Annotated in this window: 8 protein-coding genes and 1 CRISPR repeat array; of the genes, 1 reads left to right on the forward strand and 7 read right to left on the reverse strand. The window is 33.6% G+C overall.

Annotated features, from left to right (window positions below):
• Positions 1-10: 10 nt before the first annotated feature.
• The 3 genes from AAEU33_RS17805 to AAEU33_RS17815 form a co-directional block, all read right to left on the reverse strand.
• Complete coding sequence (locus tag AAEU33_RS17805; protein WP_345989355.1) at positions 11-1,810, reverse strand: hypothetical protein; 1,800 nt, start codon at positions 1,808-1,810, stop codon at positions 11-13.
• A 295-nt stretch (positions 1,811-2,105) separates the two neighbouring features.
• Positions 2,106-2,570 (reverse strand): hypothetical protein, encoded by a 465-nt coding sequence (locus AAEU33_RS17810; protein WP_345989357.1) that lies wholly within the window; start codon positions 2,568-2,570, stop codon positions 2,106-2,108.
• A 165-nt stretch (positions 2,571-2,735) separates the two neighbouring features.
• On the reverse strand, positions 2,736-3,341 hold the full coding sequence (locus AAEU33_RS17815) for a DUF6134 family protein (protein ID WP_345989359.1): 606 nt from the start codon (positions 3,339-3,341) through the stop codon (positions 2,736-2,738).
• 441 nt (positions 3,342-3,782) lie between these two features.
• Here AAEU33_RS17815 and AAEU33_RS17820 point away from each other — a divergent pair, with 441 nt between their 5' ends.
• Positions 3,783-5,279 (forward strand): BspA family leucine-rich repeat surface protein, encoded by a 1,497-nt coding sequence (locus tag AAEU33_RS17820; protein ID WP_345989361.1) that lies wholly within the window; start codon positions 3,783-3,785, stop codon positions 5,277-5,279.
• Between the two features lie 233 nt (positions 5,280-5,512).
• Here AAEU33_RS17820 and AAEU33_RS17825 read toward each other — a convergent pair whose 3' ends face one another.
• The 4 genes from AAEU33_RS17825 to cas9 all read right to left on the reverse strand — a co-directional run bounded on the left by AAEU33_RS17825 (position 5,513) and on the right by cas9 (position 14,245).
• Complete coding sequence (locus tag AAEU33_RS17825) at positions 5,513-6,751, reverse strand: erythromycin esterase family protein (RefSeq protein WP_345989363.1); 1,239 nt, start codon at positions 6,749-6,751, stop codon at positions 5,513-5,515.
• A gap of 290 nt (positions 6,752-7,041) precedes the next feature.
• Positions 7,042-8,628: a CRISPR direct-repeat array (repeat unit 47 nt; unit sequence GTTGTGAATTGCTTTCAAAAATTATTAACTTCGTGATTAATCACAGC).
• 57 nt (positions 8,629-8,685) lie between these two features.
• A complete protein-coding gene (cas2, locus tag AAEU33_RS17830; protein WP_345992788.1) occupies positions 8,686-9,024 on the reverse strand; it encodes a CRISPR-associated endonuclease Cas2 in 339 nt (112 codons plus the stop codon).
• Positions 9,021-9,914 (reverse strand): type II CRISPR-associated endonuclease Cas1, encoded by an 894-nt coding sequence (gene cas1, locus AAEU33_RS17835; RefSeq protein ID WP_345989365.1) that lies wholly within the window; start codon positions 9,912-9,914, stop codon positions 9,021-9,023. Before cas1 ends, cas2 begins: the two co-directional genes overlap by 4 nt.
• A 2-nt stretch (positions 9,915-9,916) precedes the next feature.
• Positions 9,917-14,245, reverse strand: coding sequence for a type II CRISPR RNA-guided endonuclease Cas9 (gene cas9 / locus AAEU33_RS17840; protein ID WP_345989367.1), 4,329 nt, complete (start codon positions 14,243-14,245; stop codon positions 9,917-9,919).
• Positions 14,246-14,534 lie beyond the last annotated feature (289 nt).

Raw genomic sequence — 14,534 nt, forward strand, 5'->3', positions numbered from 1 at the left:
AAACTGTCCTTTAATTTCCAAAATTCACAAAATGCGGAATATCGGTCGAAAAGTTATTGATTGGTAAAAGATTATTTCGGTTGCTGTTAAAATCAAAAACCGAATTATTATCAAACGGAACACGCGGATAATAAGTAAAAGAGATCTGGATCCTGTTGAAAACCAGAAAAGGATTATTGATCAGAACACCAATTCCTATTTTTGTGTTGGCTGTTGTTTTCAGTAATTTGTCATCAGGCATACCCAGCCAGCCCACTGCGGCGGTTAAATATGGGCTGAAGTGAAAATTCTTCCATGTTTTATTAACGAACAACTGAAGCTGATATCTCAGAACCAGTTTCTTAGTTCCGATATAATCCGAGTTATAAACCGGAAATTCATCTGAAGCTGAAAGATTAATTCTGTCTTTGTAAGAATAGTTATGCTGTGGATTTCCCAAAGCCAGGGTCGGAGAGAAAAAATGTCTCACCTTGGCAAATTTCCAATCCATAAGATGGGTAAAATAAGTTCCATCCAACCGGAAGGACTCGCGATTTTGATTGTCTTCATTAAAAAACCTTCCGAACTCAGCTTTTAAATTAAAATATCCCAGCCTGGTAAAATTACCATAAGACGCCGCAACTCCCACATATGGTTTTACGTCGTTATTTCTAGACAATCCCCCGGCAGTCAAATTCAACGATTTACCATAAGCAATATCTTCAGGCAAATCATATTGAAAAATATTTTTCTGAACCGAAAAATTCCTTTGGATAAACCCGATAGACATCAGGAAACTGCTGTAAGAATTAAAATACTGATACCGGTCGATTCCCGGGCTGTCTTTATATTGATAGTTTTGAAACCTCCCGATTATGGCAATATTACTGGAGACCTTTTCATTCGGATCGGATGAAACGGGAATCTGATATCCACCCCATACATCCTGGCTATATACCTTGATCTGGACTTCCGGATATGTTGTATCATTCTCTACAGGAAGTAAAACATGTCTCATGAAATATTCCAGACTAACACCACCGGCCCATTTGGTGAGCGGTGAGAAAAAGTCTCTCCTGACATTGAAGTTGATTCTTTCATTTTTAAAAAAATCCCTCTCTCCCAGAATCTGTGCATCAACATAGGACCCGAAAAGGTTATAGGCCGTGTAACTTCCCAAAAGGTAGTTTTGCTTTTCTTTGGAATCGTTCCGGTAAAGAAAATCGAAGGTATGGCCTAATCCCAGAACATTTTCTTCCGTAACTCCAAGCCCGATTTTACTTCCCGAGTAGCTTAGCCTGGGTTTTAAACTCCATGAGTCGAGAACCCTTACCACCACATCAATAGAATCATTGTTGGAATCACTTTCCTCAACATCGATATGAACCCTGTTGACAAAAGCCATCTTTCTCAGCAAACGTTCGGATTCATAGAGTTTCTGTGCATTATACTCTTCCCCTTCGTGAAAAAGCAGGTAATTATTAACCGTAGAAGTCCTGGTCTTAGGATGAAGGTGATTGGTGATCCAGTCGTACCATTTAGATTGCTCTTTGGTATCCTTGGAACCATATCCAAAGGGGTCTATCGTTTCTATACGGATATTTCTGATGTATTTCCTGTTATATTTCTCCTGCGATAGCTTTTCAGTTCTGGACTTAACAGAAGTAGAATCCGCTTCCCTACGGAATATGAGCCGGTGAAAGAATTTGGTCACTTTATGATGATCCGAAAATTCTTCTATTTTGTAATAAAGAGAATCTTTTTTTTCCTGTGCATTTAAAAAGAAAAAACCACCGAACAGCAAAATTAAAAATATAGTAGATCTAGTCATTAGTCATCAAAAATTCAATAAGCTTGATAATATCAATTTACAAGCCAATAAGAATTAAAAACGTACTAAATTCTATTGAAATCATATCATCTTTCACTCCAGGAAAGATGAATGCATCTGCAGATAGCAAATGAAAAAATCATCTTTTGATAGAAGTTGAACTCAACAAATTTAAAATCAAACGGTTACTTTGTTATAGATCAACTGGCAATTTATTGCGCTTTGAACCAAAGTAAACAGCAAGCAAAATACTGGGGTATTCAACCGTAATAGCGCAAAAAACTTTTGGAGAAAACTATTTCAAAAGCGACCAGATAAGAACCCCCGCACCGGCATAGGCCGCTACCGTAATGATGTCAGCTATGGGTTGCGAAAATCTTTTTTCAGCAATTCTTTCGGCATTAATCTGATTCTTATGAAATTTTAGAATTTTCTTAGGATTATGGACCGGATGCGCAACCAGACTATCACTCTCCCATCTGTCCACTATTACTTTGTAGGTTTTGCCGTCTGCTTCAATCCTCACATTTTTATTAGGTGAGAGCTTCTCCTGAACATTCACAGGAGCGGATACTTGTTGCAGATTCAGATTTTGGGAATCAGCGTTTGGATTTTTCGTTTGCGCAGGTGCATTATTACCAGAGCTCATTTTGGATGCCTGCTTATTGTCGGCTGTGGGATTGGCCTGTTTTTTTACCTGATAAGTATAGCAACTCACAAGAGAAAATGATAGGAGGATACAATAAAGATTCTTTCGCATGAGTCAAATTTAAGAAATAAACGCAAAAATCAGTATTTTCTTTTGAAAGATCCTGTGATATTATTACCAAAACAAAAAACACTGTCAACAATAATATTTCCATGTTTTTAAATGTATTGATTTCGGCCTTTATGAGAAAGGGTTCAGGTCATTTGTTACTCCTGATTATCGGTTCTGATCAAGAACAAATTTTAAGTTCGCAAAATCCGTATCGGCTTCCACCAAAGTACAAATTCCATTGCTGTAGGTATAAGTAGTGGAGTTTCCGTTGGGCAGATCAATTCTGTACTTTCCCGAAGTAATCTTCCGGACAGGAATCATTTTTTGGAATTTCTCCGAAAAAACAGATTTTATATTTCCCGGTTCATTAAAATACAAACTTGCCGTCGAACTGAAAATTGACTGTTTCAGCGAGCCACTCGCTCCATCTTTATCCGAAAGATGATAAAAACTTCCGTTCCAGGTAGCAGTATTGTTCACCTTTAGTTTCCCGTTCATTGTCCGGTAAAGTCTGGCCTGCTGAAGGATATTCTGTTTAAAGGTAACCCCCATTTTGTCATAAATTTCAATACTGTAAAGAAGTTTTACTTTGGCCCTGGATTCAAAAAGATATTCAGTGACATCATCCTTTAAAGAGCGCTCCACATGGATCTTGCCAATCATTTTATTATCCTTGATAATGGAATAGTTTAATTCTTTGTTAATGGGTGGTACCATTAAAGGTTGAAAATAAATGTACACCATCACCGTAAAAATCAGGAGTGCTTTCATAATAAAAATATTTATGAAGCAAAATTAGTCCGGGAAAAAGCTTAAAATGTTCCGGAGGATAAATGTGAACTTATTATTTTAAATAATTTAAACAATTGAAAACAAGATATTTGAGCATAAATCTTCGTTCTGGTTTATAATATTGAACCTTGTTTTTTAAATAATTATATTAAACTTAGCCACCGATTCGTATTGCTGTACTCCAATTAACTTGGGATACATTTTTCTCCACATTCTTTCCAATTTAAATTGTTCTGTTGTTGCCAATATTTTACAGGATAGTTTTCATCAAAAAAAACCCAAAAAAAAGAAATAATATTTTTTAATACGACGAGTTCTGTCGCTGTGCACAAGTACCTTTGTATTAGAGATAAGATAAAGAATCCCGGGAAATTAATTGTCTTACTAAACCAAATTTTAACCTAAAAACAACTTTTTTACATGATGTTTAAAAAACAACTGATAATCATTTTTCTTCTTTCTTTTTTCATTTCCTACGCGCAGAATGAATTTACTACGCTCTGGAAACCAAATGCAAATGGCATTATTGATCATTCAATAAAGTTTGGCGGCACAGGAACCGATTATACGATTTATTGGGAAGAAGTAGGATATCCTCAGCATAATGGAATCATGAATTCTGTCACTTCTAACAGTAACAATCCTATAACCATAAATTTCGGACCTTCATTACATGCGGATCCTCTGCAAGCTACCTACGAAGTGAAAGTATCCGGCGGTAACGGATTATTTTATGGGTTCAGGGCTAATACCGGTATTATGCCTCCTGAGGGAAATCAGGAGCTCATAGAAGTAAGTCAGTGGGGAAATACTACATGGCTTCAGCAATTCGAAAGTGCATTTGCCAACTGTCCAAGTCTTAATGTAACGGCAGCAGATACTCCTGACCTTACACATATAAACAATTTGTCACAAATGTTTCTAAACTGTTCATCTTTGACAGGGAACACTTCATTTTCTTATTGGAATCCATACAATATTACGGATATGAGCGGTATGTTCAGCGGAGCTACTCTGTTTAATCAGAATATTGGAAACTGGGATACAGCAAAAGTAACCAATTTTAGTGGCATGTTTTCTTCTGCTTCTTCTTTCAATCAAGATATTTCTTCCTGGAATACAATGTCCGGAACTGACTTCTCTTCTATGTTTTCGGATGCTACTTCTTTTAATCAGCCATTAAATTCATGGAATACGGAAAATGCAACTAATTTCCGTTATACATTCTATAATGCAAAAGCATTTAATCAGCCTCTTAATAACTGGAATACAGGTAAAGTAAAAGATTTTGAGCATATGTTTGAAAATGCAGTATCATTCAATCAGCCCATTGGAAATTGGGATGTAAGTAAGGTTGATTATATTGCCGGATTTAATATGTTTTCGGGTGCTTCCCATTTTGACCAGGATATTTCTTCGTGGAACATCAAGCTTCAAAACTTCAGCTGGAATGCAATCTATTTCGGATTTAAAAATGCCGGCTTATCATGTACAAATTACAGCAAGTTTCTTATTGCTCTGAATAATAATCCTACATGGGCGAACTCAACAATAACATCCGGAACGATAGATGCAACAGGACTTGTTTATTCTACACCGCAGGCTATGCTGGCCAGAGCTCAGCTGATCAATAAAGGCTTTAATATTATCGGAGATTCCTATATTGCCGGTTGTTTTCTGTCAACAAGAGAAGCTTCACCAAAAACTAAAACCTCCGCTTATCCTAATCCAACAACAGGAGTGATTAATGTGGAATCCTCATCAGACGAAAATGTTCATTTATATGATATCAACGGTAATCTTATTAAAAATATAATCTTTAGAAAGGGGAAAAACACGATCGATCTTACTGAATATCCATCAGGAGACTATTTCTTAAAAGGTGATACGATTCTCACTAAAATAATCAAGCAATAGCAGGTTAATTTACAATTAAATTCAGCTCCAAAGTCATTGTACTTTGGAGCTTTTTAAGTATTATATTTATGTAGGTGAAGAAAATTTAAAAGGCAATATAAAATGACAAAAATTTGATAATTACTATATTATCCTTACCGCTTTAGCAGCTTGTGGATGCACAAAAATGCATTTTTAAGCAACTGTGAACCATGACGACTTATCAATTTCTTTCATCTGTGGTGTATTTCCTGTTAAAATCCTCTCAATAAATTTGAATGCGAAGATTTATTGATAAAAATCAAATAGTCAAAAGAATCTGCAATATTTGTTTTTCTAAACTCATTACTTTCTGTTCCGGAACCGGTTTTTCGAAACAGAATCTTTTTCAATATCCATTCTCCCAATTCATTTTTATCAGCCTTTATAGATTTTAAATCTAACACAAAATAAGGTATGTTTAATGAATTTAAATTATATTCTAAACTACCTTGTGGTGCTGTTTGTGATGTGAATGTTCCTATCTTTTTATTTACGCTCGCCGTGTAATTCCCTTCAAAAAATGCAAATCCAAAGTTCACATAATCACTTTGGTATTTTTTGTTTACATGAAAGCCCATTGACGAGGAATTTTCTTTAGAAACATGGAAATTATGAGCAGATACAATTACCCTGCTTGGTGTATAGTTTTGTTTGATCCAATCTATATTTTCAGCCATAAATTTATCCCTGGTAACTGAACTTCCAACCTGTATATTTTGTCTTATTACTGTAATATTCTGTAAATATCTTTTCTTTGTCTCTGCATCATCAATTTTCACAGCATTTTGGGAGATTTTATCCAATAAGTTATTTATAGCAACTTGAATTTTATCTGTATATTTTCTTTGACCTCGATTGTTTTCTTTCAAAATTTCAGTCAGATTATTAATATCATCTAGCTCATAATTATTTGCTTTATAAATGTCTGTAATCTGCTGTAAAGCTCCTAAATAATATTGCATGTCAAAGCCGTCAAACAGTACTTTGTTATTCATATTTTCGTTATGAAGCTTTAACCATTCAACAAAATCCAAGGTCTCTTGTGTTTGCCAAAGCCAAAAATACATTCCGCGCAAAACATCTTTTGGGGAATCTGTATTTTTGTTAATATAATTATTCATCACATAACTCTCCGGCATATTTGCTTCTAAAGAAAAAATATTATAGTTTAAATTCTTGATTAAATACTCGCTTATACGATATTTCATTTTATAAACTTCACTTGAGCCGTGAGTGGATTCCCCTAAACCAACAATTTTAGAGTTTCCGATAAATTTGTCTAAAATTTTTAAATCTTCGTGATTAGGAGTTGTTGGTTCATAACTCGAAAGTGGATAAATGAATTTACTAAGATAATTTTTTTGCTCGTCAGTTAATTCATTTCGCTTTTGTGCTTGAATTTCAAAAAAAGAAAATATAAAAAGAATTATTAAATAGAATTTTATTTTCATTTATTGAGATAGTTTTTTGAGACTTATTATAAACTTAAACATAGTAATTTTTCATCAATATTAATTATAATTTTATACACTGTAACAAGATTTATAATCGTTTTTTGAGATTAATTATTTAAGGTTTATTAGTTTTTAATTCTATTTAAGCCAATACTTTCCCGGGATTTTTATTAAGACTGTTTTTAGAATTACACGAATTCAATTCTTTAGCAGGCAAAAAAATTCAAACATTGAAAAGTTTCAGTTTTGGCAGCAGCATAATAAACTTATAGAAATTTCTCTCATTGGTTGTGAATTGCTTTCAAAAATTATTACCTTCGTGATTAATCACAGCACTTTCTCTGAAGTGGCAGGAGCCCTGGGTGTTGTGAATTGCTTTCAAAAATTATTACCTTTGTGATTAATCACAGCAGGTTTAAAATTGTAAACAATATTGTATTTGTTGTGAATTGCTTTCAAAAATTATTAACTTCGTGATTAATCACAGCGACAGAAAAGGACATCATACTGAGAATTTAGTTGTGAATTGCTTTCAAAAATTATTAACTTCGTGATTAATCACAGCTCACCACCGCAACATTATCATCATTACCAGGTTGTGAATTGCTTTCAAAAATTATTAACTTCGTGATTAATCACAGCATACAGTAGGTAATTTAATGTGGGTAACCAGTTGTGAATTGCTTTCAAAAATTATTAACTTCGTGATTAATCACAGCAAAGAAGTAATAGACCATATCGACCGCCTAGTTGTGAATTGCTTTCAAAAATTATTAACTTCGTGATTAATCACAGCAAGACGTTGAAAAAGGAGCGAAAGCAGTTAGTTGTGAATTGCTTTCAAAAATTATTAACTTCGTGATTAATCACAGCAATAATCGATTACGATTCGATCGTTATGTAGTTGTGAATTGCTTTCAAAAATTATTAACTTCGTGATTAATCACAGCCTAAAGGAATATCTAATCAAGGCTACGTATGTTGTGAATTGCTTTCAAAAATTATTAACTTCGTGATTAATCACAGCAAGATTTAAAAGCACTTGTTGGTCTAACCGGTTGTGAATTGCTTTCAAAAATTATTAACTTCGTGATTAATCACAGCGACCTAAAGATTATTATAGTTTCTTCTTAAGTTGTGAATTGCTTTCAAAAATTATTAACTTCGTGATTAATCACAGCTTTCAAATAGCTTTCTTTCTGCATCCGTTAGTTGTGAATTGCTTTCAAAAATTATTAACTTCGTGATTAATCACAGCTCAATGATAAAATTCGTCCAGAAGAATTTAGTTGTGAATTGCTTTCAAAAATTATTAACTTCGTGATTAATCACAGCTTAGATATTTCTGCATACCTGTAAAAGCTAGTTGTGAATTGCTTTCAAAAATTATTAACTTCGTGATTAATCACAGCGATAATATAGAAATACATTTAACCTTATCCGTTGTGAATTGCTTTCAAAAATTATTAACTTCGTGATTAATCACAGCGGATTCGGAAATTTAAATACATAGGAAATGGTTGTGAATTGCTTTCAAAAATTATTAACTTCGTGATTAATCACAGCTTTAGTCATATCTAATTATTAGGGTGCGTCGTTGTGAATTGCTTTCAAAAATTATTAACTTCGTGATTAATCACAGCTAATAGTTTACACTATTACCTGAATCATTAGTTGTGAATTGCTTTCAAAAATTATTAACTTCGTGATTAATCACAGCTTTTCAGTACTTCTATAGCCTTATCAATGAGTTGTGAATTGCTTTCAAAAATTATTAACTTCGTGATTAATCACAGCGATCCACCAAAATGGAATGTTGTTGATGCGGTTGTGAATTGCTTTCAAAAATTATTAACTTCGTGATTAATCACAGCCTCAAAAAATAATCTACTGAAAATCAGTAGATTATTTTTGTATTTAGAATTTAAAATTTAGAATAATTCAAGTTGCTGAAAGGCTGGAGGTGGCTCTTCTTTATTCCAAGCAAAGAAGATTTCAATATCTCCAAATTGCTTATCAGTGATACACATAATGGCTACTTTCCCTGCTTTCGGAAGCATAAATTTAACTCTTTTAATATGAACCTCAGCATTTTCACGACTTGGGCAATGCCGTACATACATAGAGAACTGAAATAGGCTAAAACCATCATCAATTAGTGCCTTTCGAAAACGATTTGCATCTTTCATATTCGCTTTGGTCTCAGTCGGAAGATCATATAATACTAAAACCCACATAATTCGATACGCATTGAACCTTTCACATTTCATAATAGCTGCGGGTAAGAAATCAGCCGTTTTTCTCCTGTATAGCATTTATAAAGCGACGAAGCCGTTGTTTTAACAGCGACCAGCAATGGTCGTGTTTTATTATCAATACTCACATCTTTGGTTGCAACCTTCAAAACATGAGCTTTAAATTCTTTCGTCAATTCTTCTGTGTCAGGATGAATTTTCAGCCACTGCATTACCAGTAAATCAATAAACGGGCGGTAAGGTTCCATGAGATCATCAGCAAGACAGTAGGGATTATATTTATTTTTATGAAAAATTCCCAATACGGGTAATAATCCTGTTTCAACAATAGCCCTTGCAACAATACTCCTGAGAACCGCATACCCAAAGTTAAAGAATTGATTAGGTGATTCTCCGAAACGTTGTCTCAAAAAATCAAGACTGATCAGATATTTCCAGTAATGCTGAGCTGCAATACCTTCCATATTGGTTATATCCCCAGACTTTACATTTCTTTGGTATTCAATCATCGGCTCATAATAGTTTTCTAGTTTCATCAGAACATTTTTCTGATTTTCAATTTTACATTCCACAGTTTGCTTCCAAAGCTGTTTTTTCAACGGTTCACTTGCTTCCAGCTGATCTTTTACCCTATCAGAGTGTTCAGTATGACCATACAGCGGAAGCATTATTCCGTGAGGCAAATGATGAGCATCACAACTAATGACTACCACATTATTTCCCATCATTTTCTGAATGAGATGATGGGAAATAGTAATCTGATAATGATCCAGCATCAGTAAACCCAAATCTTCCACGGGTACACTTCCTTTTTCTGTTTTGGTTTCCGGGCAAAGGATTTTCATCTGTTCATCTTTGAGTTTGAGAAACGCAGCATTACCGATGTAGATGGAACGGGTGATCATAATTATGCCTTTGATATGTTACCTAAACGGTCGACTTTAAGTTTTACACAGTTTTCTTTTATCATAATGGGCTTGTCGTTTTTATCAAGCAGACAATTACCATCATAAAAATTCTGCATTCTTTCACTTTTACTATTCGTACCATTTTCATTTTTTATTATTTCTACTGCATTTGCATAAGGAATAAAATGTCCTTCACCACCTGTACAACTAACAAATTTATATACCCTTTTAATTTGCTCGTTAGAAAGACTTTCAAAATCATTATTTTTCATATGAGTCCGCTCATCATCAGATAGAATATAAACCAAATCATTCGGACATAAGTAGAAGTCATTCATACCTCTTATATCAACCACAGGTAAACCTTGCTTTTGTCTTTCAATCACTTCATTCAAAGGAATGGTTTCATAGCTTCTCTTGCTGTTTTTATCTTCATACACCGCGAAAAACAGATTGGTTCCTTTTGCAGCTTCAACATATTTATCTTTTTTATTTCCGGTTTGTCCTACCATAAATTTACTTCCCAATTCAAAAACCCTTACTTTATTGATGGGTTGATGAGGTTTTCCATCATTGTACTTTTCAATACTTTTATTCATATCTTCAATTCCTTCCGGTGAAAAAGCCAATTCAGGATTTCCATCTTTAAGTATTAAATAATTTTTGAGAATTTTCTGAATCCCTGTATCAGTAATAGACCTAATTGATTTTAAATCAAATGAAGTATCAAGGCGTTTCCTCGTTGCTGTTAAGATTCTACCTTTTGGAACTTTTACCCAAGGTAGATCTACTTTACCGGAAACCGTATCCTTATGCATTGGCTTTCTAATTGCCCAGTTTGTTCCGGTCTGTTCAACCCTTTCTTTACATTTTATACCATCTTTCTCTACATATTTTTCATAATAATTAGTTGCTTTATTAATGACACGAAGGTTTTGCTTAAAACTTACAATAATTATGTCCAAATTATCTTTAACTTCTACTGTAAAATTTTCCCAAGGTTTTAAAAATTGTTTTGGTACTTCTCTTTCGATTTTCTCCCCTGTTTGCCTGTGATGATAAGCAACTCTTTCAAACTTCATTAATTTTCTTTTCAAATCATAGCGTTTGGTTTCCGATTTTGCCGATTGATTATTCAATAAATTCACGTGATCCTTTGTAGCACAGGCAATCACCAAAGCATCCAGAGCGTGATGCCGATGATCAATTCTTTTCTTTGAAAATCCTTTGGAATATTCAATCGGAACGGTTGGCAAAAACTTTTGAAAATTTTCATTCCAGACCGTAAAATCTGTAGAACTAGTCAGTTGATTAATTCTTTTGAAACGTGGTAAAATCAAGTCATTCCAAATATCATTCAGTCCCCAATCTCTCTTCAGCTGTGTGGTGATATGTCCATTTCCGGGAACAATGTTTTTAGAATTAACCCCTTCGTCTGAACCGTCCTCTACCCGAACAATATTGGATAAAACACCCGAAATATATTTGCTGACGTAGCGTGTATCGTTCAATTGACGTTCAATCATTTTTTCAGGAATATCCTCCATCAAAAGTTTGTTCCTTTTACTTCGATTGTTGGCATAATGTTTTTTTACAAAATCCTCGTATTGATCTTGTTTTAAAACCGTTACTGATTTTCCGTTTCCACATTCTACAATAGTTCCACCCAGTTTCTTAATAAACCCCAAACCAATATAATTATCCTTCAATTTATTAACCGCCGATTCGCAAATCACTTTATTATTGAAACTGTCATCAAAATAACGGCTTTGTGGAATAATGTGTTCAATTTCATATTCCGACGTGAAAAGTTTATTTAAAGGAATAATTTGACCGGTATATGGTGATTTATATTTCTGCTCCAGCCAAAGTTTATATCGTTTTAAATCTGAAGAAGAAGGCTGTGCAGATTTACTGATTTTCAAATATTCATCTTCAACATCAATACCTGAATTTAAAACACCGTCTTCATAAATTTTCAAAATCTCTTGCTGCATTGGCGAAAACGGACGAACATTTTCTACAGAGCTATCGTTCATCATTTCGGCTAATAGAGCTTTAATACGAAGATTCGTATTTTCGTTTTCTACGATCCGGTTCGTTAATTTTTTTCTATCTTCAGAAGGAAGCTTCATTTCGCGTCCCAATTCAATATGAATTTCGTGAAAGAAATCTTTTGTTCCCTTTCCATATTTTAACCAAATATCTTTTACAACGCGAAGTGTTTCTGTAATTACTTGTTCTACAATCGGATTGCGAAGTGAGTGTTGTTTAAAACCCTTTAAAAATTCTTCCAAATCTTCAACAGAATTCCATTTTCCAATCATTGAAGCTTCTGAATGCCTACCATATACAATATATTGAGCCAACCATAGTTGCAATCCCTGAAAAGCATCTTCTACCGTAAGATGAACGGCTTTTTCTCTTATTTTATCTTTGATACTTTCATCATATTCTCCATTGATGATTTTCTGAATCCTGTCTTTGGAATTTTTATCAACATCAGCATAATTCCAATATTTTCCTAATCGCATCAGTGGTAGCAATTTCTTAATTGCTTTTTCAGAAAAAGAACCGTATTCACTTCTAAACGGAGGAAACTTTTTGAAAGCCTCGAAAAAAGAACTTTCATCCAAATGATGTTTTCCCGCAAAAGATTTTAAGGCTTTTTCGTACTCTACTTTATCATTGACAGAATAGATGATGTGCCAAATTTGTTGTTCTATGTCTCTTGTTAAAAAATTATCAGAAATATTATTAACATTATCCAAACGAGAAGAAATCATTGTCTTGGTTTCGTTGCAGGGATATTTTTTATCCTCTACAAAATTCCAACGATGTGTTTTTTCATTGATTTTTAAGTACTTAAGCAATGCCTTTTGGTCAACTTCTTTTCTGTTGTTTAAAAACTCAAATATATATTCGAAATCTTTTGTTGTATTTAAAAATTCTTTGGTAACATTAGCTTCATCATTTTTTCTGTAAATGTTTAAATTATATATCCACTGCCAAATGCGAAATTCCTGATAATAAGGATTAGATTTCGGAATTGCTTTTAAGTATTGCGTATGCTCGGCACCATTTTCGTCCCTATATTTTCTGAACTCTAGAGCACAGTTGGAAACAGAAGATTTTTGGCTTCTTAACGGTCTTTGATAGAAAATAATATCTTCCATAAAAAGATGAACAAAATCCTTATTGCTTAAAGTATGTTGATGACCTTCATTATTTTTATACAATTCACGAATACAATCATTGTAAAGATCATCACTCTGTAGCTCCAGATGAAATTCTTTTTGCTTTTCAAGAATTTGTCTGAGTTCCTCTTTATAAAATTTTCTTTCAATCGTACGAACAAGTTTTCCTTTTACCTTTTGTTTAGGATTTTCCAGCAGGCTCTCGTAAATGTATGTTCCGACAGTTTTATGAGATTGGTATATTTCCTGTTCTGTTTTCTTTTTCACTAAAGTCCAATCGTTCTCATTGGGTGCACGAAAACTCCTTTTTTCATTGCCCTCTTTGTCTTTTTTAATGCTTCCATCATCATTCAGATCCGTGGTCACAATAAAGTCTCTCTTTTTATCTTTCCACTCAAATAAAGGTATTTTGCTTGAACGTCTGTAAATCCAATCATTTTCCAAAACCAAAGAATACCAAATATCGGATTTTCCTTTTTGCCTTTCTTCCGCCAAAACATCTACAATTTTTAAGGAATAAAACTCAACCAATTTATTTGGATTTTCTTCCTCTTCTTCACCACGTAACTGGTAGTATCCACGTTTCTGATTAAAATTCAAAAGGATCCAAGCCAATTCTTGCTTCTCAATTTTTTGAGAAAGAGCTTTTTTACGGAGATAATAAATCGTCCAGTCGTAAGGTATTGTTAAATTCTGTCCGTTTACCCTAAAATCTTCACACATCTCATTAAAAGAAGACTGAAATAAAAATGAAAACTGCTCATCAATATATTCCCATACCAATTTTGGTTCAGTTCCCACTTTAAACTTTCCGAATCGTTTTTCAAAATCTATTTGGGAAGAATAATGTTTGGGAAGAAAATTCAAAATATATAAAACTCTGTGAATCCGTTCTCTTCTTAGAAGAAATCGTTCCCGTAATCTCCTTACACTTCTGTATTTTGTACGTTCTGCAGTTTGCGAAACAGAATTCCCTTTTCCAAAATCGCCCAGAATATCCTGAGACATTGGAATAATCCGGCTTCCCATCCCAAGAATTTCACCTTGTTTGTTTTCAAAATCCTGTCTTATCAAGGCCCATCCAATAGAGTTTGTTCCCAAGTCCAGTCCAAGTATATTTTTAGTCATCATTATTAATTTTTTTGATCTCACATAAAAATAGTAATAAAAAAAACATCTAAATTGTGGGTTCCCACAAATGCAGTTATATTTTTTCTTTTATATTTGTATGATAATTTTGAAAGCAATTCACAATAAGGATTATTCCGTTGTGAAAACATTTAGCGCCTCGACTATCTTCGGGGCATTTTTTTATCAGAAGTATTATTCTTTTCAATACATAAAATTTTAAGCTAAATATTTTAATTTCAGAAACTTTTGAATCTGTTTGTTGCAGTTTTGAATGATGTAAAAAATACAA

It is taken from the genome of Chryseobacterium sp. Chry.R1 (assembly GCF_039645525.1).
GTDB lineage: Bacteria > Bacteroidota > Bacteroidia > Flavobacteriales > Weeksellaceae > Chryseobacterium > Chryseobacterium proteolyticum.